Raw genomic sequence first — 26243 nt, 5'->3', positions numbered from 1 at the left:
CCGCCGGGACAGCTTTTCCGCACCGTCCGTAGCATCCGCTTCCGGACGCCGCCGAGAGCGGAATTCCGGAATTTTGCCGCGGGAATTGGATTTTTCCGGCCATTTTTGCTAATTTTACCGACCCGTGCAAAAGGCCTGCCGCCTTTGCCCGGACAAATCCAACCTGAACAACAACCCGTCATGAAAAAATTTTGCATTTTACTTACCGCGCTTTTCCTCGGCCTGTCGGCCGGAGCGCAAACTCCGTTTCAGATCACCTTCGGCCCCTATCTACAAAACGTGACGGCCGACGGAGCCACCGTAATCTGGGGAACCTCCGCCGACGCGCTGTCGTGGGTCGAAGCCGCACCCGACGGCGAAGACCACTTCTACGCCGAAGAACGCCCGCAGTATTACCAGACCAAGCTCGGCAAACGGACGGTGGGACGACTGCATACGGTGCGGATCACCGGACTGAAGCCCGCCTCGTTTTACCGCTACCGAGTATGCTCGCGCGAAGTGACCGAACTGCAACCGTACAAAGTCAGCTACGGACAGACGATCTGCTCGGACGTCTACCGCAAAAAACCGTACCGCTTCAAAACGCGGGACGCCGCGCAGCAGAGCGTATCGTTCACCGTGGTCAACGACATCCATGAAAACAGCGACATGCTGGCGACGCTGCTGTCGGACGTCAAAAAAGAGCAGCGCGACTTCGTCTTTTTCAACGGCGACATGGTCAACAACATGAGCAGCGAACAACAACTGATCGACGGCTTTCTGCGCCGTTCGACCGAACTGTTCGCCGCCGAAATCCCGTTCCTGTTCGCACGCGGCAACCACGAAACGCGCGGCCTGTTCTCGGATCATTACCTCGACTACTTCCCCACCCCGACCGGCGAACCGTATTACGCATTCCGCCAGGGGCCCGTATTTTTCGTCGTGATGGACGGCGGAGAAGACAAGCCCGACAGCGACATCGAATATTACGGGCTGTCCGACTTCGACCGCTACCGCGCCGATCAGGTGGCCTGGCTGAAGGAAACCGTCGCGAGCGAAGCGTTCCGCACGGCCCCGTTCAAGGTGGCGATCATACACGTTCCGCCGGTCAACAGCACGTGGCACGGGCCGCTCGACGTCAAGAAGCATTTCCTGCCGGTGCTCAACGACGCCGGGATCGACCTGATGCTGTGCGGCCACCTGCATTCGTACCACTACCTGCCGGCCGGCCAAACCGAATGCGATTTCCCGGTGCTGATCAACTCGAACGACCGGGCGGTCGAAGTCGAAGCGACGGCCGACGCACTGAACCTGAAGGTCAAAGATACTAAAAAACAGGTTGTTCAGGAACTGACGCTGAAAGCCAAACAATAGCCGGCCAGCCGAAAAGACACGGAGCCGTCACTCGAAAAAAGAAGCCGTATATGCGGACAAGGAACCCGCTACCACATGTAGATCACGGCGTCGCCCGGATCGACCGTCATCTCGGTAATGTCGTCCGCCGGCACGATCGAACCGTTCTTCAGTACCTGCCGTACCCGGCTCTCCGCTTCGAAACGAAGCCCCATGGCAGTATTCGGATCGCGGTTAACGATCACCAGGAACGTATACCCCTGATTTTCCAACTGTGAAACGACCGCTCCGCTTCCCTCGGTTTCCAGTCGCCTGACCGGTTCGGGCAGGTCGGTCAGCCGAACGGTTCCTTTCGGAACGGACGTCCCCGTATGGCGTACGGAAACAACCCTGGCTCCGAGGAAAACGCCGCTCAATCGCTGAATTTCACTCGTCACGGTTTTCACCAGATCGTACGTCGCCGTACGGGCTCCGTCTTCGGCGATCGGCGCCATCCGATAATTCCAGTCGCCCGACACCGTCGGCGTCCAATAAGTAAAGTATTGCAGCACCTGCGCCCCGTAAGCCAGATCGCTGTACAACTGCAACCGCAGATCGGACAAAGTCGGAACGGGATACACCACGTGAGGGCATGTCAGCGCGAAAGCCCAAAACTTCTTATTCGCCTTCCGGGCCTCGTCGGCAACGATTTCGAGATCCTCGTACCAAGTGTCTTTGATCAGACGCACCGAAGAACCCGGATTAGTCACCAACGGATATTCGTCGAACGACAGAAAAGCGGCGGGCACCTCGTTCAAGTAGCGCTGCACGTACTCCCGGTAGGTAGCGACGCCCAAGGCCTGCAAATGCTCCGCAGGCCCGGCCGGGAACAGGTTCGCATAGCAGTAGTGATCCGGGTCGACGGCCTGGACCGCGTTCATCATCCGGGCAATGGTCGGAAACTCGCTGCACAGCGGCTCGTCCTTGCAGAAATAGGCTTCGAGGGCCGGATACCTCATCAGTTTTTTCACGGCCGCTTCGCGCCGGGTATCCGAATACAGCGCATCGCACTCGACGATCAGCTTCACGCCGGCCTGCCCGGCGTATTCGAGCGCCTTGCAAGCCGTCTCGGTATCCGAAAAACGGGTGTAATTCACGGTGATGCCCAGTTCGGCGGCTTCCCGGAAACGGGCTACGCTAACCTGGCTCGCCCGCACTCCGTGCCAGGCGACGATCGGAATCCGGCCCGGCGAAGGCAGCTTTTCGGGAAAAGGATCCGGATCGGGCCGGCCGGTCGTATCCGGAGGCGTTACGGCGGTGGTATCCGGAGGAGCGGGCCGCTGCCCGCCGCCGCCCTTCGAAGACGTTTCGTCCTTGCCGCACGAGAAAACGAGGACGGCCGCAGCCGCGCACAAGTAAAACAATTTTTTCATGCCAATCAGTAGTTTATTCGGTTAAAACGGGGCTATCCGCCGGGCAAAGCGGCCAAACGGCGCGCGCGCCGCAGATTCCCCTACTCGATCTTCACGATCCCCTGCCAACTGATATAATGTTCCGTAATGCCGATCTCGTCCATCCAGCGGCGGGTCTCGATCGTTTTCATGTAGGCCGTATCGAAACCTTCGCCCACATCGTTGTTCCATACCCACAGCGGCGTAGGCCACAGGCAGGCGCGGAACCGGATCGATTTGTAGAAATGCTCGTCGCATCCCTGCTGGCCGTGATGCGCCATTTGCAGGTAATCGCAATCCAACAGGGGTTTGTAAGGACCTTCGAGCAGCATTTTGCCGCTCTCGACGCCGGTATCGCCCAGAAAGACCATCGACTTTTTCCGGTCCCACACCCTCAGCACGATACTCGCATTGTTGTAGGCATTCGTCAGGATGGACGGATGGGCGACGCCGAGCACTTTCAGGTTCATGCCGTCGATCTTCATCTCGAGTCCCGGCTCGGTCAGGTTTACGACCGGAAGGCCGGAATCCCGGAGCGCTTCGTAGTAAGCGTCCGCAAGCTTTTTGCGGTTCATGTCCGTGCGGAGCTGCTCGTCGGTCATCGGCGACTGATAAACCGTGTCGATAATCATTTGTCGAGGATCTTTCAGGATTTCGGTCAGCGCCCCCATGTGATCCACATGCGGATGGGTGACGATCCATTTATCGACGCGGTTGCCCAGGGCGGCCACGAATCCCCGCAAAAAAGGCGCGTCCGCAGCGGTTCCCCCGTCCAGCACGACCACCCGTCCCCGGTCGGTCACGAACACGTAGGAATTCATCTGGGAAGGCCCCTGGGCGCAAAGCTGCCATACGGCGAAACCGGGCTTTTTAGCCGCTGTGAAAGAGACGGACATCAGGCCGCACAGCAGGCATACGATCAATTTGTTCTTCATATCGAAATCGTGTAACGAATTTTTTCCGTCCGTTCCCCGTGCATTCCGGCCTTCGGCCGGCTTCAGGAATCCGCAACGGATATTTCAAAAAAAATCGGAAAAAAGAATGTCCGTTCTCACGGACATTCTTTTCAGTTTTAAAGCGTTTCGATCTCCGCGGTTAAGGATGGAGCGAACCCGGATACAAATCGCATATCTCGTGGTTCTCGCCGTTCTTGTTGTGCGTGTGCATCAGGGTCTGCGGTTGCCCGTTTTCGCCCCAATAGGTCCAACATTCAACGATTACGCCGGCATTCAGCGCATCGATGGCCGGGTTATCCGTCACCCAGGTAAGCTCGGCGCCCACCGTATCGACATTGGCCTGCGAAACGCATCTCCACCAATAATATTCCACTTTCAGCGTACGTTCCACGGAAGTATCTTCGGTAAATTCGAAATTAACCGCCGCGCGACCCGGTTTTTTCCACAAATACATGTATCCGTCGGCATTGGCCATCATGTTGCGGATATCGAGGTATTCGAGCGGGTTGTCCATGATCGTCAGTTCGCAAAGCTTCACAACGTTGCTGACGTCGAGCCTCTTGATTTTGTTTCCGTTCAGATGCAGATACCGCAATTCGTTGGCTGGAGCGACTCCCACGGCGCCGAAATTCACGGTTTCGAGCGTTCCCGTATTCCGGGCTTCCAGTCTTTCGCAGTTGGGGAACAACGTCATGTCGAGCGACTGCAACTTGGAATTGTCCAGCGAGAAGAATTTGATGTTCGCAGCATCCGGGAATCCTTCCAAGCCTTCCACCGAAGTCACCGCTTTATCGATAAGGTTCAGCGTCTTATAAGTAGATTCGTATTTCACTTCGTCCGGGAATACGACTTCGGCCGCATCGGGTTTGTAAGCGTTGCCCTTTTCGTCGAACAGGTACTTATTGTCCGGAACGAGACTCTGCAAATATTCGCGGAATGCGGCATCGGGAACCATAAAGCGTCCTACCGCGGAACGGAAACATCCCAGTTCCTGCGTCTGCGTACCGCGCTTGAGCGTCATCACCCAGCCTTTGGCATCGACAGCCAGGTCGGCGGGGAACGCGAACACCAGTTTGGCGTCGGTAATCTCGCCGGATACGGTCTCTACGGCGTCGCCGCCGGACCGGGGCTGGAGAACGATTTTATCTTTGCCCAGGAAACCGCGGCCGGTAACCGTCACGTTCCCTCCTACCATCGATTCCACGAAAGAAGGAAGCGACAGGGAAGCGAGTTCGATCGGGGTGTTCAGATCGGGATCGTCCGCCGGATCGACCGGTTTGAGCGTACCGAACTCTTTGCTCTGCGTACCGCGTTTGAGCGTCAGCGTCCAGCCTTGTTCGTCGATGGCCAAGTCGTCGGGGAACGTGAACACCAGTTTGGCGTCGGTAACTTCGGAATTGGTAACCTCCACGGCATCGCCGCCCGAAACGGGTTTAAGTTCCACCCTGTCTTTACCGAGGAAACCTTTGCCGTCGATCGTAACGCTGGCGCCTTTCATCGATTCGGTAAAATCGGGAATCACCACGTCCGACAGTTCGATCGGCGTCGTCAGTTCGGGGTCTTCCGGATCTTCGGGCATCATCGTGCCGATTTCCTTGCTCTGCGTACCGCGCTTGAGCGTCAGCGTCCAACCTTCTTCGCTGGTGGCCAGATCGCTCGGGAACTTGAACACCAGCTTGGAAGCCGTAATTTCCGCCGGAGCGATCTCGACGGCCGTACCGCTGGGACGGGGCGTAAGGGCGATTTTGTCCTTACCGAGAAAACCTTTGCCCTGGATCGTGACATTGGCTCCCTTCATCGATTCCTGGAAAGTCGGGATCACGACGCCGGACAACTCGATCGGAGTCGTCAGATCAGGGTCCTCCCCGCCGTCGTTCTTCTCGTCGCTACACGAAGTAGCGGCGAACCCCATCGTGGCGATTGACGCCAACAACAATAAATACTTTTTCATACGCATAAAGTTTTAAAGCGGCATTTCTGCCAAAAGTAATTAATGGTTAATAGATTATGTTTGTTACTCCATTCGGTATCGTCTCGTATTCAATCCGTTGCTTTTTTCGCGGCCCGGTCCGCCATTACTGCTACTTAAACGGTTAAGCTGCGCTGCCTAAAAAAGATTTTTCTCCCGTTCGAATTTCAAAAAAAACAACCGTTAAAAAACAAATGCCATCCACGTTTTTCATAATTTATTAAAAATATACAAAAACCGCACTTTACCGTTACAGAGAGCGCCTCTTACTTTTACTCGGTTCATTACTTTCGCAAACCGGAACAAATCGCCGCCGTTACGACGCTTTTTCGTTCGCTCTATCCTCTTTTACGAACTTCTGTTTTCAAAATTAGATTTAATTTTCTAAATAAACAACAAATTCCCGTTACATTTTCATTACTTTTTTCGCATTTTCCGTAAAAAACAAAACCGAAACGGGATTTACAGCCCGTTTTTCACCGCCTGGAATACACGACCCGCCTTTTTTCGTTTTCCGCAAAAAGACAAAAACGGGATTAAAACGAGAGAATCGGCATCCTCTTTTCCTCCGGAGTTCTTCGAAATCTCCCGGACGAAAAAACGGACAGGAGCAATCGTCGGTTACCGCACCCCGCCGTAAGCCGCAAAACATACGTTCTTATGCAGGATCTCCACCTCGCGGAAACCGACTTCGCGCATCAGGTCGAGTTGGTAGTTCAACGGCCGGGGAGAATCCTCCCGCTCCACGTAAGCCAGCACCCTGTCGCGGTACTCCGTTCCGCCCAGAACGGTCAGGTAATCGCCGTAACGCTCCCGAAAATAGGCGGAAAGTACCTCCGTTTGCTGCGCGACCAGGTCGGAAATCATCAGGCAGCCGCCCGGACGCAGGCTCCGGTACAACCGGGCGAACACGGTCAGCCACTCCTCGTCCCCGCGCAAATGATGCAGCGCGGCTCCCGACAGCACGATATCGTACCGGCATTCGCCCAGATCGGCCTCGCGGACATCCCGTTGCACCGCCGTGACCCGGCCGGCCGAACAGGCCGAAACGCGTTCGACGGCCCGGTCGAGCATCGGGCGGCTCAGGTCGAGCAGCGTGCAATGAAGCCCCGGCCGTTTCGAAAGCATTTTGAGCGTATAGTTTCCCGCCCCGCAGCCCACGTCTAGCAGATCCGTCGCCAAAGGCGTCAGACGCGCCGCGGCTTCGGTAATCAGTTCCAGCGACAACGCCGCATCGACAGTCGAAACCTGTCCGCTCTGCAAATTCGAAAAACGCTCGACATCGTGATCGAAGCGTTCCCGAATCTCTTCCACACTCGATTTTTCCCGCATATCTTATAAATTGAATTCCATATCCGGAAAACCCAGACATTCATAGCAAAGATAACGTTAATTATCACAAAATTAATCCTACATTTGCATAAATATACCACACCCTATGAAACAAACCGTCCGCCCCCACTCGATGCGCGCCTGGATACTTGCGGCGCGCCCGAAAACGCTCCCCGCGGCAGCCGTTCCCGTACTGCTGGGATGCGCGCTGGCGCTGGCGGAAGGCGGATTCCGGTGGATTCCCGCTCTGCTCTGCCTGCTGTTCGCGCTGCTGATGCAGATTGACGCAAACCTGATCAACGACCTGTTCGACTACCGCAAAGGAAGCGACCGCAAAGACCGCCTCGGGCCCGAACGAGCCTGCGCGCAGGGCTGGATTTCGCCGCGCGCCATGAAACGGGGAATCGCCCTGATTACCGCGACCGCCTGCGCGACGGGCCTTTGCCTGCTTTTTTACGGAGGAACCGAGTTGATCGTCGTCGGAGCGGTCTGCGTCGTATTCGCATTCCTGTACACCGCCGGGCCGTACCCGCTGGCCTACCACGGCTGGGGCGACGGGCTGGTGATCGTCTTTTTCGGTTTCGTTCCGGTCGGAGTCACCTACTATGTGCTGTGTCACGGATGGACGACCGAAGTAACGGTCGTCTCGCTGGCCTGCGGACTGGTGATCGATACGCTGCTGATGGTAAACAACTACCGGGATCGCGAGCAGGATGCGCAGAGCGGCAAACGGACGTTGGTCGTGCGTTTCGGCCCGAAAGCGGGCAGCCTGGCGTACCTGACGCTGGGAATAGTCGCCTCAGGACTCTGTCTGACGCTGCTCTCCGGCGGGTATTTCGCGGCGGGGCTACTCCCGCTGGCCTACCTGCCGTTTCACCTGGCAGCCTGGCGACGGATGGTACGAATCCGCGAAGGCCGGGAACTGAATCTCATCCTGGGAAAAACGTCCCGTAATATCTTGATTTTCGGAATACTGCTAACCGCGGGGCTGATCCTGCGGTAATGCGGCGAACGAGCGGCTCCGGCGGAACGATCCGCCGGGCATGGGATTTGAACCGTTACCGTAACCACCAAAATCCTTTATCATGAAAAAAATTCTGCTTTTCGTCTTCCTGCTTGCCGGAACCGCCCTGGCGGCCCAGAAATCCCAACCGATCCGAGTGCTCTTCATCGGAAACAGTTATACCTTTTACCATAACCTTCCCGATCTGGTGTCGCAAATCGGCGAAAGCGTCGGCTTTCCGATCGACGCGACGGCCTGCACCAAGGGCAGCCAACGCTTTACCGGCCACCTGCAAAACGGGAAACTGCTTCGGATGCTCGCCGCCGGAGGATGGGACTACGTCGTCCTACAGGAGCAGAGCGAAGCCCCGGCCCTGCCGACCGAACTGGTCGCCGAGGGAACGTACCGGCCCGCCCGGACGCTGGACAGCCTCGTTCACGCCGGAAGTCCGCAGGCGCGGGTAATCTATTACATGACCTGGGGACGCAAAGAAGGCAGTAAGACTTACGGGAACCACTATCCGCCGGTAGCGACCTACGAAGGTATGCAGCAGCGGTTGGCGACCAGTTACTTGGAGATGGCTTACCGCAGCGGCGGCTGGTGCGCGCCGGTAGGACTGGCCTGGATGCGGGTACGGAGCGAGAAACCCGAATACGAACTGTATATGCCGGACGGAAGCCATCCGTCGGAAGCGGGCACGCTGCTCGCGGCGAACGTAATTTTCAGCGTTATCTACGGCAAACCGTATACTTCGGATATCCGGGCGGGCGTTCCGCAGCAGCAGGCGGAATACCTGCGACAAGTGGCGCAGCAGACCGTATTCGACAACCTGCGGCTGATCAACGTCGAACCGGTCGCCCCCGGCCCGCTGCCCGAAATCGCCCTGCCCCGCAAATAAACGGGCCCCGGGAGAATCCGGCAAAATACGAAGACGCATTTCCGGCCGCATTCCGCGCAACGGTCTTCTTATGGCGGACGCCCGTCGCAAAATAGCGCTACCTCAACCCGTCGAGCCATTTCTCCAGTTCGGCGAGCCATTGCCGCTTGTAGCGGAACGTATCGCTGAACCCGAAACCGTGTCCCCCCTCGGGATAGATATGCAGCGAAGCGGGAACCCGGTTATCCATCAGGGCCCGGTAATACAGCAGGCTGTTTTCGGGCGTAACGGCCTGGTCGTCTCCGGCCAGCGCGATAAAGGCGGCCGGCGTCTCCGGGGAAACATACCGGTCGAGCGAACATGCGGCGATCTCATCCCCGGAAGGGTGCGGCCCCATCAACCGCTCGCGCGAGGGAAGATGCGTCAGCCCGTCCCGCATACTGATAACCGGATAAAGCAAGATTTGAAAATCCGGTCGCATTCCCGTCTCCGGGAACAGGGCCGCCGACGCCGCGACATAGCCTCCGATGGAGGCCCCCATCACCCCCAGAGACCGGATGCGCAACTCTCCGGAGCGCTCTTCCAACAGGCGTACCGCCCGGCGGATATCCTCGCCGGGAATCTCGCGGCGGCCGTTCGGCAACCTGTATTTCAATACGGCCAGCGTAATGCCCCGCTCGTTGAACCACGATGCGAAAGCGCGGCCCTCGTGCTCCACGGCCACGCCCCGAAATCCTCCGCCCGGACACAGGATAACGGCTTGCCCGCACGGCTGCGAGGCCGGATAAACGTATAACACGGGGACGGAAACATTGCCGATCAGTCCCGGCCCGAGCGTCTGCTCCGCTCCAGAAAGGCCGTTGGACGAAGGCACGCCTTCGGGCCACAAAAGCACCTCCCGGCAAATCGATCCGAATTCTTCCATCAGTTCATCTTTTATCTATCTGAAACGCGACACGCGCAGCGAGCGAAGCCCGTTCCCCGCGCGCCTGCCGCCGGTTCGTCGGCTCAGCGGCCGCGCTCTTTCACCGCAAAATACCGATCGACGGCGAACTTGCCCGGCCCTGCGATGTACATCAGCACGAAAACGACCAGGTACACCAACGCCAACTCGCGAACGGCAAAGGCATCCTGGCTATGAATCACGAAAAAGGCCATCGCCATCGTAAAAATCATCGGGATCATCGCGAGGCGGTACAAAAAGCCGATCAAAAAACCGAACGAACAAACCAGCTCGCCGAATATGGCCAGCATCAGCGAGAAACGGCTGCCGACGCCCAACGGATCGGGAAAGACATCGGCCATCTGCGCGAATCCGGCCCACTTCTGCAACCCGTGCGACATCAGCAATACGCCGAAAATAACCCTCGCCGCCAACAATAACAGCGACGTCTTCGCGCCTTCCGGTCTAACGGGAAATAAAAAACGATATAACATAACATTCAATTTAAATTCATACCAACTACAAGCTTATCAAATACTTTGCCACGAAACGCGCCGTCCTGCCGAATCGAAGAACCGATCCCTTTCGACGCCCGGCGCGTTTCACGCGCAACCGCAGAACCCGGCCCCGCACGATACGATTCTCCGGCTTTCGCCGACGAACGGCTACAACCGTAAATTTAATAAAAATAATTCGGTAGAAACCGATTGACTTTTTGATCGCTCAGAATAACGGACAAAGCGCCTAGATCTTTTTCGGTGAAACGCCGTAATATTTTGGGATTCTATACTGCCGGATTTGTGCGAATAAAGTGCGGAACGCAACGAATCAGGGATATTCCCTTGACGGAAAATATCTTTAATATCGACACCGTCCGCTTACCAAATTCGTCCGACCCGGTAAAACGACGAAGGCAGATGCCTTTTATCATCTGCCTTCCGACGTTTGCGGTCGTAGACCTTTTTCGATTTGTGTATCCGACTGAAACAGATCGGACGGTTGTGATTCTCGATCTCGGCCTCGCGGCTTCCTCTGCGACAGGCTTTGACGTAATCGCGTTCGGTAATTCTTTTTGTTTTCACTTCATGTCAATTTACGGCTGAGCCGCAAAGATAGCATATTTTAAGTCGCTCCGGCCCTATTGACCGTTTCAAAAAGACCTATTTCCCGCCCCTCATCGGTTGTCACGTCATTATTTTTAAACGCATACCCGCCCCACAAAAGACATAATATACTAATTATAAAATCATTAAAAGAACAACGATACAAATCCGGAAATTATTTTCCACAGGAATCTTGTTTTATCGGAAAACAATTCGCACCTTTGCGCCATTACTTTCCTACGGAAGTATCTTCCATTAGATCGCATTGTAAATAATTTTCAAACAGGCTATATGAAACATATCATTATCGGAGGCGTCGCGGGAGGTGCAACCGCGGCGGCCAGGATTCGTCGGGCAGACGAGGAGGCCGAGATCGTCCTACTCGAAAAAGGCAAATACATCTCGTACGCCAACTGCGGTCTGCCGTATTATATCGGCGGCGCGATCGCCGAACGGGAAAAACTCTTTTTACAGACCCCGGCTTCGTTCGGCGGACGATTCAATATCGACGTGCGGATCGAAAACGAGGCGGTAGGCATCGATACCGCGGCAAAGAGCGTCGAAGTGCGCCGTGCGGATGGATCGACCTATACGGAAAGCTACGACAAGCTGCTCCTGTCGCCGGGCGCTTCGCCTGTGCGTCCGCCGCTGAAGGGCATCGACAGCGAAGGAATTTTCACCCTGAGAAACGTCGACGATACGGACCGTATCAAAAACTATATAACTACACGAACGGTCGCCAGCGCTGTCGTCGTGGGCGCGGGATTTATCGGATTGGAAATGGCCGAGAACTTGCATCGCGCGGGAGCGGGAGTGTCGATCGTAGAGATGGGCAATCAGGTGATGGCGCCGGTCGATTTCTCCATCGCCTCGCATGTGCACCAACACTTGTTACAAAAAGGGGTGCACCTTTATTTGGAGCAGAGCGTCGAACGCTTCGAAAAACGGGACGACAAAATCGAGGTCTTTTTCACAAGCGGGAAGAGTATCGCGACCGACCTGGTTATCCTTTCGATCGGCGTCCGTCCCGAAACGGCACTGGCCAAAGCAGCCGGACTCAGGATCGGCGAGACGGGAGGCATCTGGGTGGACGACTATCTTCAGACTTCGGCGGCGGATGTTTATGCTGTGGGAGACGCCATCGAATTTCCGCATCCGCTGACAGGCAAACCCTGGCTAAATTACCTGGCCAATCCCGCCAACCGCCAGGGACGCATCGTGGCGGACAACATGGTCTTCGGCAATACGACCCGATATGAAGGGGCGATAGGAACTTCTATCGCCAAGGTGTTCGATATGACGGTGGCTTCGACCGGACTTGCGGCCAAGCGGCTCAAACAGTTCGGCATTCCGTATGCCAGTTCGACCACCCATTCGGCCTCGCATGCGGGGTACTATCCCGATGCGTTGCCGCTGACCCTCAAGCTGACCTTCGACCCCGCGAGCGGCAAACTCTACGGCGGTCAGTGCGTGGGCTACGACGGAGCGGACAAGCGTATCGACCAGATTGCCCTGCTGATCAAGCAGGGAGGCACGGTTTACGATCTGATAAAAGTCGAGCACGCTTACGCCCCTCCTTTTTCATCGGCAAAAGACCCGATCGCCATAGCCGGCTATGTGGCCGGCAACATCATCAGCGGGGCGATGCCTGTGGCGACCTGGCGGCAAATGGCGGAAGCGGATCGCTGCGACACGCTGTTTCTGGATGTGCGTACCCGCGAGGAACACGCCTTCGGAGCGATCCCCGGTTCGGTGAACATTCCGCTGGACGAGCTTCGCGGCCGGATCGGCGAACTGCCGCGCGACAAAGAGATTTACATCTATTGCGCCGTTGGTCTACGGGGATACCTGGCCTTGAAAATTCTGACGGGACACGGGTTTACCCGTGTCAAAAACTTGTCGGGCGGATACAAAACCTATGCGACGGCGACCGCGCCGATCGAAAATAAAACGGCGACGATCAGAACGAATGGCAAAACGGATACGCAGCATACCGGGGAGCGGATAAAAACCTTGAAAATCGACGCCTGCGGATTGCAGTGCCCCGGCCCGGTCATGAAGATCAAACAGGCGATCGACTCGATCGGCGAAGGCGAACGAATCGAAATGGTCGCCACCGACGCCGGATTCTCGCGCGACGCGCAGGCATGGTGCAACACGACCGGAAACATCCTGATATCCAATTCGGAAGAAAAGGGCAAATATACGGTCGTCATTGAAAAAGGTTCGCCCCAAGCGTGCAGGACGGCCACCTCGTGCGACGGCAAAGCCAAAACGCTCATCATGTTCAGCGACGACCTGGACAAAGCCCTGGCCACATTCGTGCTGGCCAACGGCGCGGCGGCTACCGGACAGAAGGTGTCGATATTCTTTACGTTCTGGGGATTGAACGTGATCAAGAAAGTCGCCAAGCCGAAGGTAAAAAAGGATATTTTCGGACGCATGTTCGGCATGATGCTACCGTCAAGTTCACTGAAATTACACCTTTCCAAAATGAGTATGCTGGGAATCGGCGACCGGATGATGCGCCACATCATGAAACGAAAGGGTATCGACTCGCTCGAATCGTTACGGCAACAGGCCATAGACAGCGGCGTGGAATTTATCGCCTGCCAGATGTCGATGGACGTCATGGGTGTCAAACGCGAAGAGCTGTTGGACGAAGCGACCGTAGGCGGCGTTGCGACCTACATGGAGCGTGCCGAAGGAGCGAATGTAAACCTGTTCGTCTAAAACCGACATATGCTATGAAAAAAGGAATTTTAGTCGTTCTCGCGGCGGCAACCTCCGTCCTCGGTCTCCGGGCGCAAGAGCGAGCGGGACACGGAGAGCACGCCCACCCGCGAAACGAAGCAGGACTGAGCCTCGGCGCGGCATACGGCATCGAGCATAAAGAGTGGGCTCCGGCGATCCACGCGCACTATTTCAGGACGCTCGCCCCGCACAGTCGCTGGGCCCTGGGCGCCGGAATAGAATTCATTCCCGGCGAGGAGCGTCATTGGGAGATCGGCGCAGGAGCGAGATTTCAGGTACTGAACGATCTTCAACTGTCGCTGATGCCGGGCATATCGATCGTCGACAAAGCGAAGTTTTCCCTGCACACCGAGGCCGTTTACGAAGCGATCCATCTGGGGGGCTTTCATTTCGGCCCGGTCGTAGGTTACGCATGGACGCGGGATCACTCCCATGTGTCGGCCGGCATACATGCCGCTTTTGCATTCTAAACGGAAAGGATCATGAACAGGTTTGGGATCATCCGGCTCAGCATTGCCACGATTCCCCCGGCGGAAATCTCTATCGAGGACTTGTAGGCTGCGAGCCTGATCGCCTCGTCGCCCGGAATGCGTCGACGGGCGCTGTTGTTCGGACTGTTCCAAAAAGAGAAAAGACAATGAATAACTTTTTGAAAACCGAATGCGGTAAATAACTAAAATACTGCAACATGCACCGAAACATCAAAGACATGGATAGACTCTGTAAAATACGCGACATTCAGCGCGCGGTCAACCAATTCGAGCAAGGATTTGAAAAAACATACGGAATTTGTTTGAACGAAGGAATGGCGCTGTGTTCGTTGCTCAAAGCCGGCAGCCTCTCTTCGGGAGAAATCGGCGAGCTGTTGGGACTGACTTCGTCGAATAACTCGAAAGTGATCGGCTCGATCGAGAAAAAAGGACTGGTCGAGCGCGTGATAGGCACAAAAGACAAGCGTCAGATGTATTTTTCGTTAACCCCGAAGGGAAAGGAATTGATTTCGTCCCTCAAATGCGAACAGATTGAAATCGCCCCGCCGCTTCTGGAGTTACTGGAACGGAGCGGAACAGCCGAGTAGAGTTGTTAACATATGAAGTTACACTGGTATTGAATGCCTGTACGGCCCCCTCAGATTGCAGGACTTTCACATTTTCGACCGTCCAGCGGGCGCGGCGATTCAGTTCGTTCAGTGCTACGGGACGACAAATTTCCTTATCTACCATAAGAAACTGCGATTTCAGATCGAGATCCTGTATAGGCATGACTTCCAGTAAATCGTAAAAATAGTCTTGCACATCGAATGAATGCGCGATATCGGGATGCTTATCTGCAATTTTACCCTTCGGTCGAATAAAGCCCGCAATCGTTCCAAACGGCTGTGCGAGTACTTAGATCCTTTGTCTCAGACTACATAATTCCAGAACATAACGTCGCAACAACTCCTGAAACAAACGACTATCCCTGTTCACTGCATAGAGTCCGATCCCGACCGAACGGGACAGATCCCGTAGTAGCGGCTCTTGAATCATCGTAACCATTCGCCGAAAAATCACGGCATCGGTAGCCCTCAAAATACTATTCATGTCGCTTTCGACCTGCTCGTTACGTAGCAGGTAAGACAGACACCAGCCGATACCGGCAAGTCCTCGTTTGAATAAAATGTCTTTCTTCCACATATCTGGCAATATGTTCCATTGTATTTTAAAGCGATAAAACAAATATTTTTTTAACTTTGCGTCGCAAGGTTTTCCGGAAGTTATTCTGTTGCCGGAAATAATAAGGGAATGCCGTGAGAATCGGCGACAATACCCGTTGCTGTGAGTTTCAGCCCTGATTGGGCAACTTCGCGCACTCTTTGCCACTGGTTTTAAACTGGGAAGGCGCAGCGGAGGAAACGAGTCAGAAGACCTGCCTTGCGACAACGAAGATTTACCCCTGCGGGAACACGGGCGGTAGGTAATTGACTTTCTCAAACATTCAGTGCGTTTGTTCTGTTCGGTCAATTGCAGAGGTAAATTGTATAAACGAATAACTTTGCACACAAACAACTGAAAATAAACACCTTGCAACAAAAGAAAAATCATGATTTCCCTTTTGGGATATCGGATATAGAACGTGCGGCAATTCCTCGGCAGGGTTCCAATCGGCTAAAGATTATGGCCTCTATACCGGTGAACAACTCACAGCCGTGGTACACCCGCGATATGTCGTTGTCCAAGAATTTTCAGTGGAACCGGGTAGGCATACGGATTACGGCTGAAGTCAACAATATTTTCAACCAACAATACGAGATCGCCCAAGTGCTACCTGATGCACGGGACGAATTTAAAAATTAAAATAAACATAACGATATGAAAAACAACAAACTGATATATGTCCTGATACTGGCGGCAATCGTGTGCGTTACATCCTGTCGCAAAGAGGAGGAGATTGTCCCTTCGACATCCTTACAGGTAGTTTATCCGGATCCAAATCCCGGCGAGATCAAGGGTTTTTTCCTGCTCAACGAAGGCAATATGGGCAACAATAAAGCCACGCTCGATTATTTCGATTATGAAACCGGAGTATATACCAAAAATATTTATGCAGAACGCAATCCGGGAGTAGTGAAAGAGCTCGGCGATGTGGGCAATGATTTGCAGATATACGGCAGCCGTTTGTATGCCGTCATCAACTGCTCCAATTTCGTCGAAGTAATGGATGTGAATACGGCTAAGCACATTGGTGTTTTTTCTATTCCCAACTGCCGCTATATCGCGTTCAAAGGCAAATATGCTTATGTGAGTTCTTATGCTGGCCCGGTAGTGGAATCCGATCCTAATTACCGGCTCGGATACATTGCCAAGGTAGATACGGCAACCCTCGAGATAATAGGTACATGCGATGTCGGATACCAGCCCGAAGAAATGGTGGTGGCCGGAGATAAACTATACGTAGCCAATTCAGGCGGATACCGGTACCCGAATTATGATTGTACGGTGTCGGTGGTCGACCTGGAGACATTCACCGAAATAAAAAAAATAGAAACCGGCGTCATCAATCTCCACCGAATGGAATTGGATGTCTACGGCCAGATATGGGTTTCGTCCCGCGGAGATTATTACGGGACATCGTCGAAAACCCTTGTTATCGACAGCCGGACGGATAAAGTGACCGACGTGCTGGATCTGCTTCCCAACAGTGAAATGACCCGGTGCGGCGATTCCCTTTATGTTTACAGTAACGAATGGAGCTACGTTACCAATTCATGGAAAAAATCGTATGCCATCGTCAACGTCAAAACGAAAAAGATCGTCTCCCGCAATTTTATTAAAGACGGAACGGAAAAAAGCATAGTCTCACCATACGGGATAGCGGTCAATCCCGTTACGCGTGAAATCTTCGCTACCGATGCCCGGGACTACGTAACACCGGGAACGATATACTGCTTCTCGCCCCAAGGCATGAAAAAATGGTCGGCTACTACGGGGGATATTCCCGCCCATTTTGCATTTACCAAACGGAAACTCCGACCTCTGGAATAGTTCATAATCAACATTTATAATTTATTACGCTATGAAAAACATGTACCAAACATCTTGGTTATGCCTGTTGCTCGGCTGTATTTTGTTCGCAGCCTGTAGCAAAGACGATGTGAACGATGCACTCGCGCCGAAAATCACATTGAGTAGTTCGACCAGCATCTACACCGGAAAGGTCAACCGCGATATCGTGCTTGAAGCCACCGTGGAACACGGCGACGGCGGCATATATTCGTGGAAACAGGACGGGAAAATCATCTGTACGCAACCGGTCTGTATTTTCCGCTCGGACAAAACGGGCGAGTATTACGTTACGCTGAGGGTTGACACAAAGAACGGTTATGCCGAAAAAGAGATGCGCGTCGACGTCCTTGAGATGGCGCCTCCCGTCATATCGTTGGCTGTGCCCGAAGGCGGTATCGTCACTTATGTGAATACGGAACTGACCCTTTCGCCCGATGTACAGAACAGCGAGGGGGCGACCTACCAGTGGTATATCGACAATGGAAAGGCGGGGACGGACAAAGATCTGGTTTTCACCAAGACCGAAACGGGCGATTACCAGGTAAAGCTTGTGGCTACCAACGAAGACGGAACAACCGAGTACGAAACGATTGTCCGCGTCGAAGAGAGCCCGACGCTTAGAATCGAGACGACCGATCCTGTTTCCCACATCAAATCGGCTCCCCGCACAGTAATGGAAGGGCGTTCCGTTTTCCTCAAGCCCATTATCGTCAATGCGGTCGATCCGACTTACAGTTGGAGCGTGGACGACATCGAGCAGGAAGGCGTTACAACCCCGTATTTCAATTTCACGCCTGCGGAACAAAAGGAATACACGGTAAAATTGACCGTTACCAATCATACGCCACAGGTCCGGTCCGTGCTTTCCCGGAATCTTACCCAAAGCGAAAGCAATACCGCATCCGCAACGATCCAGGTAAATTGCGTCGGTACGGACAATGAAATGAACCGCTTCCGCCCTTATGCCGGCACGGAACGCTTTACCGTCATGGAATTCGTGGCTGCTCCGGGCCAGTTCGTCAATGCGGGTTATGAAGCGACTACCTACGAAGAAGCCAATGCATACGCCCAAAAACGCCTGAACGAAGGCAACTACGTCAGCCTCGGCGGTTTCGGCGGCTACCTGACCGTATATTGCAGCCACAGCATTGTCAGCAGCAACGGCGATTATGATTTCTGTGTGTTCGGCAACCCGTTCGATGGAAGTTCCGAACCCGGTATCGTATACGTCATGCAGGACGAGAATGGCGACGGACTTCCCAACGATACGTGGTACGAAGTGAAAGGCAGCGAAACGGGCAAACCCGAAACGATCCAGGATTACGCGATCACTTATTACCGTTCCGAAAAATCCGCTATCCGCTGGTCGGACAACCAGGGAAACAACGGCAGCATGGGCTTTATCAATCACGGAACTTCGTCCATGTATCCGAAATGGATCAGGCCGAACAGCTACACGCTCCGCGGAACGCGCCTCGAACCGAGGACGGTGCAGGAAGGCGGTATCTGGAAAAACAAATCGTTCGACTGGGGCTATGTGGACAATTACAGTACGACAGACCTCATAACAACAAAGAATCCCATGACCCAGCAAACTGCCTCGGGCAACCGTATCCGTATCAGCGACGCCATCACCCCGGACGGGAAACCGGCAAACCTGAAATATATCGACTTTATCAAGGTGCATACGGCCCTGAACGTTTCGGCCGGCGCACTGGGCGAAAACTCGACCGAGGTATTCGGCTACGCATCTCTCGATCCGGAAGCCGCGATTCAATAATCTTAACAACATTAAACCATGAGAAATATACTGAAAAATATTTTCTGCGCCTCGCTCGCCGGATTGATACTGGCCGGATGCAGCAAGGAGGAGAGCGATTTCGCCGGAACGGACAACCACATCATATCGTTCGAAATGAAAGTGGGTTCGGAAAGTTACAAGGCCGTCATACTGGATAACGAGATCCGTCTTACCGTCCCGAAAGGCACCGACCTGAGCCAGGGGAAACCCGATATCGTCCTGTGCGAGAACATGAGGCTGACCCCCGATCCGTCGACCATAACCGATTGGGGCGAAGAATACCAGTTCATCGCCACTTCGTATAACAACAGCGACAGGATCTACCGCTACCGCATCATTCATCCCGAAGTCAGCACCGACGGCAACGTCGTACTGAACACGCAGGCCGATGTGGACGCATTCGCCCGTTCGGGAATAGACGTCATCCGGGGGAACCTGATCATCGGCGCGGAAAAAGGGGGCCCGGCCTTCGATTCCATCCGCAACCTGGAAGGACTGGAAAACCTGCTGGAGGTCGAGTATAACGTCATCGTCAACGAAACGTTCGCCGGGGAAACCCTGAACTTGAAAAGCCTTCGCAGCATGTACGGATTGACGCGCACGACAGATGACAGGGGCAATAATATTATCTGCAAAAACCTGAAAAACATCGTCCTGCCCTCGCTGACTGAAGTGGTATCCGGGATAACGATCAGGCAACCCCATATACAGCGGATCGAAATGCCGGCACTGGTCCGTGTCGGCGGGAATATGACCGTCAATACAGATGAACTGAATGCCATAGACCTGACCTCGCTGGAGACGGTACGGGGCGACCTCTCGTTTACATCCGGCCGCAACGGTACGAAACTGGAGACATTCTCCCTGCCGGCCCTGAAAGAGTTGGGGGGTACGCTTTCCCTTTCGGATATTCCCCAGATGACCGCGGTCGATCTGCCTGATCTGGCCTCCGCCGGGGGATTCAGCATGACCGGATGTGTCAAGATATCCAATTTGACCAATACGATACTCGAAAACCTGACCGGGGAACTGACCCTCTCGGGTAACAATTCGCTGTCGGAAGTGCAATTTCCGACCCTGAAAAAAGCGGGCAGCGTCAATATCCTGGACGGCACGGTAGGTTTTGTCGATTTCACCGCCCTTGCCGAGGTGGGCATCCTCGACCTTCAGACCCTGACCATTATGAACCTCGACGGGTTCAAGTCCCTGAAAACGGCGGCTAAAATATCCCTGACGAATATGGAACTGGTCGAGTCTTTCGACGGAATGGAGTCGCTGCAAAGCGTAGGCGAACTGATACTCGACCGCATCCCTATCAGCGGCGAACTCGACCTGACGAACCTTCAGGTAACTTCCAAACTGCAACTGACCGGATCGACGCTCAACGTGCCGAAGATCGTCGGCCCCGAAGTGCTCGAATGCGACGTTACGATGGACGGAACCAACTATTTCGGAGTCACGAAAATGCCCCTTTTCGAAGGGATCAAGCAGATCGGGAGCCTTAACCTACAGTTCACCACGATGGGAATAGAGGTGGCCGACCTTGGGAACCTTACCCGTATTACAGGCTTACTACGCATATATACGAACCATCAATATTTCCGCAAGGTAAACGCTCAGAATCTGGTCAGCATAGGCGGCCTGACTTTCGGCGGACTCTACACCAGCAAAGCGGAGGATGTGCGTACTTTCAATTTCCCGCTTTTGGAAACCATCACCGGTGACGCCAGTATCAATCTGGATATAAAAGGAATATTCCCGGACGGATTTTCCGTTCCCGCCCTGACCTCGATAGGCGGGAGTATAGAGATCGAAGTATCCACTCAAACAGGCCCAGGATCGCTGGATTTCTCAGCCCTGACGACCGTTGGAGGAAAACTGTCCATTATAAACCGTAATCTGGGTGCAAGCACGGGAATATCCAGTTGGAATTTCGACAACCTTGAATCGGCCGGGTCGGTATATATCAGCCGCATCGGGATGACCGATTTTTCGACATTCAAAAAGGTCATCCCGAGCCTGAACGAGACGACATGGGAGACAAGGCAAGGCGTTTACGACCCGACTTATCAGGATATGCTCGATGGAAAATACACTCCGGAAAGCAATAATTAACCAAACAGTACAAAATATCATGAAAAATAAGATCAATTTACTGTGCGTCGCGTTCTTTTCACTGCTGTTGGCAGGGTGCGAAAAGGAGAACAACGACTTCGTAGGGAGCGACAACTATATCATCTCTTTTAAACTGGTAAACGGGGAGCAGGAGTGGCCGGCTATTATCGCCGATAACAACATAACCGTTACCGTTCCGGCCGGTGCCGATCTGTCCGGAGCCGCGGTCGTATTGGAAACCTGCGAACACGTGGCGGTTTCGCCCGATCCGGCTTCGATTACGGATTGGGAGGCGTCCCGTGATTTCACAGCCGTATCGTACAACCAGACGCAGCGAACCTATCATTATTCGCTGGTACGTACAGAAGCCGACACGAAAGGAGATTTCGTATTGAACACCCAGGCGTCGGTAGATGCGTTTGCGACGATGGGCATAGAAACGATCGACGGGAACCTGTCGGTCGGAACCGAAACGTCGGAAGACGATCCCATTACCAATCTCGACGGATTGCAGAGCCTTAAAAACGTGCGTTACATCCTGACCATAGGCGAATACTGTACCCTGCCGGAAATAAAGCTCGAAAACCTACAGCGCACCGGAGCCCTTCGATTGAGCAGTCTGGCCGACGAGGTGCAGAGCCTTTCGTTGCCCGCGCTGGAGGCCGTAAGCATGAACGCCGAAATATGCAGCGGCGAACTCACGTCGCTGGATCTTGCGGGCCTTTCACGGGTTGACGGGGATTTCATACTGAAAGCCGACAAAATGGAAGAAATATCGTTGTCCGCCCTCGTTTCGATCGGTGGAGAACTCCAGATTCAACAGCTCAACAATAACCAGGCACAGGTGCAAAAAATCTCGCTGGGCGCGCTTCAAACCATCGGGAAACGGTTATATTTATACAGTCTACGACAATTGGTCGAGTTGGATGTTCCGGCCCTGAAAATCGTGGGCGGAATATATTTGGAAGATTGCAGGGAGTTTACCGAACTCTTTTGTCCGGCGCTGGAAGAGACGACCTCCTATAGCATCGACTTCAAGAGGTGCAGCCAATTGACCTCCTATAAATTCCCTACGCTGAAAAAAGCCTGGAGCATCATTTGCAACAGCAGCCTCACTTCGCTCGACTTCTCCTCCCTGACGACCGTGACGAGTGATCTTACTTTGACCTCGATGACCCTGTCCGATCTGGGCGTATTCGGCAAACTCGAAACCGTAGGCGGGATACTGAGCCTGGACGGGGTGAAGGAACTGACCTTTTCTTTCGACAAGCTGGGGACTCTGAAAAACATAGGCGGTCTAGGCCTGAACAATATTCCTGTCGATGGAGGAGAACTGGACTTCACCCAATCCGGCATCACCGGCAATATCACGCTTTCGGGTTCCAGTATGCTGATCGATAAGATCATCGGTCCCGACCGTTTTGAAGGCACGCTGAACCTGAATAATAGTTCGGCTACTAAACTGCCCGTTATCGAAGGATTTCGGGTAATGGGCGGATTGACGATCAACGCCAATCCGTCCGATGCCGTGTCGCTGCCCGTCGAAGAGATCCTCGGTGATTTGACCCTGACCAAAATGGGCGGCTGCCCATCCTTCGAAATGCCGAACCTGAAGCGGGTGGGAGGCGAATTCGAAGCGGTTATCACCACCTTGACAAAAGCGACGTCTTTTACCTTGCCTGCTCTGGAAACGATCGGCGGCAACATGACTTTTGCAACCGGACGTCCGGGCACACCGCAATCCATCGGTATGCCGGCCCTTACCGCCGTCGGAGGAAATCTTTTTGTCGGCCCGACATCTACCATAGCTCTTCTCAAGCCGAATACGGCGATCACATCGCTCGATTTCGGGAAGCTGACTTCCGTAAACAGCGTTACCGTCGACAACCTGAAAGGCCTGAAAGATTTCTCAGGGTTCACGGCTTTGGTTCCTTATATCGATGCTACGCGGTGGAATGTGACCGAATGCGCTTATAATCCTAAATACTCAGATTTAAAAAACGGCGATTTCACAGAGCCCTAACAGATTTTAACGTTATACCGATAAAGCCCCGGCTTTGTGAACTGCACCCTACTCTGCGTGCTGCTGAAATACTCCCGGCGCATCATCGTCTGTGAAAAGTCGCCCGAACGGATTCGTTTCGTGCGGGAATATTACTCCGATGCGCTGGTTACCGAACCGGAGGTATGCCGAGATTTCGCACTGCACCACAGCGATCGCGGAAGGGCTGACGCGGCGCTGGAAGCGGCGGGAGCCGTCGATACGCTCCGCTTGCCCTGGGAGTGCGTTCGGCCCAAGGTCGTCGTCACCGCAGTGGCATTTTACGACCGGCCGCAGACACTGCTTTTAGCGGATATGTATGGCAAGAACCTCACCTTCTGTATCGGCGGCATGGATGGCTGCGACTGCGCCCGATCGGACAGGGCAAGATCGACACCATGCCGCTCATTACGCACCGCTTTCCATTGAGCCGGATCGGGGAGGCATACCGCCTTTTCGAAAGCCGGCAGGACGGAGCATTTTACTGCAAACGGGGGTACAAATTTGTACCCCCGTTTGCAGTAAAAATAAATAGCATCGATTTTGTCAGTGATGGGCCCCGGCCACGAGTAGCGCCACCAGCATACCCGTCAGGAAAAGAGATTAGTTCGTTCTCACAATATTACTTTGCCGATTGGAGCGCATCTTCCAGCGAAATACCCAGCGCCTCGGCCACGCCTCGACCGTAAGCCGGATCGGCCTTATAGCAGTTCCGTACGTGCCGCTGCTTGATGAACAGTTCCGAGTCGCCCATGTTGGCCGCCGTGTTCTTGAACAGCGCCTTCTGCTGTCCGGGCGACATCAAGCGGAACAGATCGCCCGGCTGACTGTAATAATCTTCGTCGTATTCGCGCTCGTTGTAGTTGTAAGCGTCGCCGTGCAGCTTCAAAGGCGGTTCCTTCATTTCGGGGCTGTCCTGCCACTCGCCGTAGCTGTTGGGCTCATAACCGATCGCCGAGCCATTGTTGCCGTCGGTACGCATCATCCCGTCGCGGTGGTACGAATGGAACGGGCATCGGGGACGGTTCACGGGAATCTGGCCGTGGTTGACCCCGAGGCGGTAGTTCTGGGCGTCGCGGTACGAGAACAGGCGGCCCTGCAACATCTTGTCGGGCGAGAAACCGATACCGTCGATCACGTTCATCGGATTAAAGGCCGACTGTTCGACTTCGGCAAAATAGTTTTCCGGATTGCGATTGAGTTCCAACACGCCGACATCGTGCAGCGGAAAGTCCGCATGCGGCCATACCTTAGTCAGGTCGAACGGATTGATGCGGTAACCGTCGGCCTCCTGCTCGGTCATCAACTGTACTTTGAGTTCCCAGCGCGGAAAGTCGCCCCGCTCGATGGCTTCGTAAAGGTCCCGCTGATGCGATTCCCGGTCGCGGCCGATCAATTCCATAGCCTCTTCGTCGGTAAGATTCTTGATCCCCTGCAGGGTCTTGAAGTGGAATTTCACCCAGGTGCGTACATTGTCCTTGTTGATAAAACTGAACGTATGGCTGCCGAAACCGTGCATGTGGCGATACGAGGCGGGGATACCGCGATCGCTCATGGTAATAGTCACCTGATGAAGCGCTTCGGGCAACGAAGTCCAGAAGTCCCAGTTGCTGTTGGCGCTGTGCATGTTGGTGCGCGGATCGCGCTTGACGACGTGGTTCAGGTCGGGGAACTTCAGCGGATCGCGCAGGAAGAAAACCGGGGTGTTGTTGCCCACCAGATCCCAGTTGCCCGTTTCGGTATAGAACTTCATGGCGAAACCGCGAATGTCGCGCTCTGCATCGGCTGCGCCGCGCTCGCCGGCGACGGTCGAAAAACGCACGAAGCATTCCGTTTTCTTACCTACTTCCGAGAAGATCGAGGCGCGGGTATACTTGGTAATGTCGTGCGTCACGGTGAACGTACCGTAAGCGCCCGAACCCTTGGCATGCATACGCCGTTCGGGGATCACCTCGCGGTCGAAATGCGAAAGCTTTTCCAAAAACCAGGGATCTTGCAGAAGCATCGGCCCCGGCCGGCCGGCCGTCTGTACGTTCTGGTTATCGGCCACTGGACGACCGGAAGCCGTAGTCATTTTTTTCTTTTCCATAATCATTCGGATTTTAAATGGTTAATAATAATTTGCACCTGTATCTTGTCGATATTCGTGTCGCCGGGCAATTTTCCTGCCAGATAGCGATAAATCAGCCGTGTAAGCTCCGGATCGTCGTAGTCCGCAATCTTCTGTCCGTCGAACAGGTGATGGTGATTCCCGACCGTTATGTCGAAATAATGTTTCCCATCGGCGGGATTGCCAACCGAAGAGAGCACCTTCGCCCTACAAAACGAATCCAGAATCCGGTAAATAGTCGACACCGTGATATCCGGATTGCGTTCGCGCACTTTCTCGATAACCGTATCGACGGAAGCATGCCGCAGCTCCTGCATCACCTCGTAAACCATCCTGCGCTGCGGGGTGACTTTCAGTCCCGCAGTCTTGATTGCCTGAGTTATACCCGTTTTTCGTTCCATATCTATCGCAATATAAATATAAAAATTATCAGTTGCAAAAAAATTGCATCTAAAAACAGATCGACAACGCCTGCAAATATTCGTAAGACGAAATACGGGCAAGGCTTTTCCGGGAGAACGGGGCGATCGTCCTGCCCGAAGGACTCGAAAAAACTTACCGCCACGGCGACCGGAACCTGACGCTTCGCAGCGGACGGAACGAAATCCGCTGACCGTCCGGTCGCACGGGCACAGACGCGCCGTACGTCCGGATTTCAGACGACCGAAACGCAGGAAGCCCTGCGGCCGCAACGGGAATTGCGGCCGCAGGGTCTTCTTTTGCGCGCTCCCGGAGCTAAACGAACTCCTCCTTTTTGAATACGAAACGCACGACGGGGCCCGTCCCCATGTCCGACCAGTCGAGGAACTCCAGTTCGACCGGGGTCAGCTTATCGACCAGCACCGGGCGGCCTTCGTGCAGCAGCCACCCGCGCGGTCGGTCGAACGCGTAGGGAACCGTAGCGACTTTCAGATACGATTCGTAACGGTCCA

General features: G+C 54.3%; 21 protein-coding genes, 1 pseudogene and 1 riboswitch. Of the genes and pseudogenes, 12 read left to right on the top strand and 10 right to left on the bottom strand.

Going from position 1 to position 26243, the window contains the following annotated elements; translation table 11 throughout:
• The first annotated feature begins 180 nt into the window (after window positions 1–180).
• Complete coding sequence (locus C1A08_RS12635) at window positions 181–1353, top strand: FN3 domain-containing metallophosphoesterase family protein (protein ID WP_055205095.1); 1173 nt, start codon at window positions 181–183, stop codon at window positions 1351–1353.
• A gap of 68 nt (window positions 1354–1421) precedes the next feature.
• Here the strand turns inward: C1A08_RS12635 and C1A08_RS12630 are convergent, their stop codons facing one another.
• The 4 genes from C1A08_RS12630 to C1A08_RS12615 all read right to left on the bottom strand — a co-directional run bounded on the left by C1A08_RS12630 (window position 1422) and on the right by C1A08_RS12615 (window position 7019).
• On the bottom strand, window positions 1422–2744 hold the full coding sequence (locus C1A08_RS12630; RefSeq protein ID WP_257937128.1) for a hypothetical protein: 1323 nt from the start codon (window positions 2742–2744) through the stop codon (window positions 1422–1424).
• 80 nt (window positions 2745–2824) lie between these two features.
• Window positions 2825–3697 carry a ComEC/Rec2 family competence protein gene (locus tag C1A08_RS12625; protein WP_101573951.1) on the bottom strand — a complete coding sequence of 291 codons (873 nt, stop codon included), beginning with the start codon at window positions 3695–3697 and terminating at the stop codon, window positions 2825–2827.
• Between the two features lie 160 nt (window positions 3698–3857).
• Entirely contained in the window at window positions 3858–5669 is a 1812-nt protein-coding gene (locus tag C1A08_RS12620; RefSeq protein WP_101573949.1) for a hypothetical protein, read from the bottom strand.
• Window positions 5670–6308: 639 nt separating this feature from the next.
• Window positions 6309–7019 carry a class I SAM-dependent methyltransferase gene (locus tag C1A08_RS12615; protein WP_101573947.1) on the bottom strand — a complete coding sequence of 237 codons (711 nt, stop codon included), beginning with the start codon at window positions 7017–7019 and terminating at the stop codon, window positions 6309–6311.
• Between the two features lie 106 nt (window positions 7020–7125).
• Here C1A08_RS12615 and C1A08_RS12610 point away from each other — a divergent pair, with 106 nt between their 5' ends.
• A complete protein-coding gene (locus C1A08_RS12610; RefSeq protein ID WP_055205091.1) occupies window positions 7126–8022 on the top strand; it encodes a 1,4-dihydroxy-2-naphthoate polyprenyltransferase in 897 nt (298 codons plus the stop codon).
• A gap of 82 nt (window positions 8023–8104) precedes the next feature.
• Complete coding sequence (locus C1A08_RS12605) at window positions 8105–8920, top strand: hypothetical protein (RefSeq protein WP_101573945.1); 816 nt, start codon at window positions 8105–8107, stop codon at window positions 8918–8920.
• A gap of 97 nt (window positions 8921–9017) precedes the next feature.
• Here C1A08_RS12605 and C1A08_RS12600 read toward each other — a convergent pair whose 3' ends face one another.
• The 3 genes from C1A08_RS12600 to C1A08_RS12590 form a co-directional block, all read right to left on the bottom strand.
• Window positions 9018–9824 (bottom strand): alpha/beta hydrolase, encoded by an 807-nt coding sequence (locus C1A08_RS12600; protein ID WP_101573943.1) that lies wholly within the window; start codon window positions 9822–9824, stop codon window positions 9018–9020.
• 83 nt (window positions 9825–9907) lie between these two features.
• The gene (locus tag C1A08_RS12595) at window positions 9908–10336 is read right to left on the bottom strand and encodes a DoxX family protein (protein ID WP_101573941.1); all 429 of its coding nucleotides are present in this window, start codon (window positions 10334–10336) and stop codon (window positions 9908–9910) included.
• A gap of 384 nt (window positions 10337–10720) precedes the next feature.
• A complete protein-coding gene (locus C1A08_RS12590; RefSeq protein WP_101573939.1) occupies window positions 10721–10924 on the bottom strand; it encodes a hypothetical protein in 204 nt (67 codons plus the stop codon).
• A 312-nt stretch (window positions 10925–11236) separates the two neighbouring features.
• Between C1A08_RS12590 and C1A08_RS12585 the strand changes: the two genes are divergently transcribed.
• The 9 genes and pseudogenes from C1A08_RS12585 to C1A08_RS12545 all read left to right on the top strand — a co-directional run.
• Complete coding sequence (locus C1A08_RS12585) at window positions 11237–13678, top strand: FAD-dependent oxidoreductase (protein WP_101573937.1); 2442 nt, start codon at window positions 11237–11239, stop codon at window positions 13676–13678.
• A gap of 14 nt (window positions 13679–13692) precedes the next feature.
• Window positions 13693–14169 (top strand): hypothetical protein, encoded by a 477-nt coding sequence (locus tag C1A08_RS12580; protein ID WP_101573935.1) that lies wholly within the window; start codon window positions 13693–13695, stop codon window positions 14167–14169.
• Window positions 14170–14408: 239 nt separating this feature from the next.
• Window positions 14409–14777, top strand: coding sequence for a winged helix DNA-binding protein (locus C1A08_RS12575; protein WP_101574038.1), 369 nt, complete (start codon window positions 14409–14411; stop codon window positions 14775–14777).
• Between the two features lie 647 nt (window positions 14778–15424).
• Window positions 15425–15629: riboswitch (cobalamin riboswitch) on the top strand.
• Window positions 15630–15855: 226 nt separating this feature from the next.
• Complete coding sequence (locus C1A08_RS12570) at window positions 15856–16035, top strand: hypothetical protein (protein WP_145996580.1); 180 nt, start codon at window positions 15856–15858, stop codon at window positions 16033–16035.
• Window positions 16036–16050: 15 nt separating this feature from the next.
• Entirely contained in the window at window positions 16051–17223 is a 1173-nt protein-coding gene (locus tag C1A08_RS12565) for a YncE family protein (RefSeq protein WP_101573929.1), read from the top strand.
• Window positions 17224–17254: 31 nt separating this feature from the next.
• Window positions 17255–19024 carry a PKD-like domain-containing protein gene (locus C1A08_RS12560; RefSeq protein WP_101573927.1) on the top strand — a complete coding sequence of 590 codons (1770 nt, stop codon included), beginning with the start codon at window positions 17255–17257 and terminating at the stop codon, window positions 19022–19024.
• Window positions 19025–19042: 18 nt separating this feature from the next.
• Entirely contained in the window at window positions 19043–21160 is a 2118-nt protein-coding gene (locus tag C1A08_RS13455) for a hypothetical protein (protein WP_228385783.1), read from the top strand.
• A 19-nt stretch (window positions 21161–21179) separates the two neighbouring features.
• A complete protein-coding gene (locus tag C1A08_RS12550) occupies window positions 21180–23183 on the top strand; it encodes a hypothetical protein (protein ID WP_101573925.1) in 2004 nt (667 codons plus the stop codon).
• A gap of 42 nt (window positions 23184–23225) precedes the next feature.
• Window positions 23226–23677, top strand: a pseudogene (locus tag C1A08_RS12545) (alcohol dehydrogenase); the annotation flags it as partial.
• A gap of 146 nt (window positions 23678–23823) precedes the next feature.
• On the opposite strand, the gene C1A08_RS12540 reads toward C1A08_RS12545, so the two are convergent.
• From C1A08_RS12540 to C1A08_RS13310, 3 genes are all read right to left on the bottom strand, one after another.
• Entirely contained in the window at window positions 23824–25290 is a 1467-nt protein-coding gene (locus tag C1A08_RS12540) for a catalase (RefSeq protein WP_101573923.1), read from the bottom strand.
• A 2-nt stretch (window positions 25291–25292) separates the two neighbouring features.
• On the bottom strand, window positions 25293–25712 hold the full coding sequence (locus tag C1A08_RS12535; protein WP_101573921.1) for a Fur family transcriptional regulator: 420 nt from the start codon (window positions 25710–25712) through the stop codon (window positions 25293–25295).
• A gap of 334 nt (window positions 25713–26046) precedes the next feature.
• Window positions 26047–26243, bottom strand: a 197-nt coding sequence (locus C1A08_RS13310; RefSeq protein ID WP_180951521.1) for a hypothetical protein, incomplete at its 5' end; no start/stop codon positions are given.

Origin of the sequence: Alistipes sp. cv1 (assembly GCF_900240235.1) — a bacterium.
In the GTDB taxonomy this organism is placed as follows: domain Bacteria; phylum Bacteroidota; class Bacteroidia; order Bacteroidales; family Rikenellaceae; genus Alistipes_A; species Alistipes_A hominis.
This window is presented reverse-complemented; position numbering and strand designations above follow the sequence as displayed.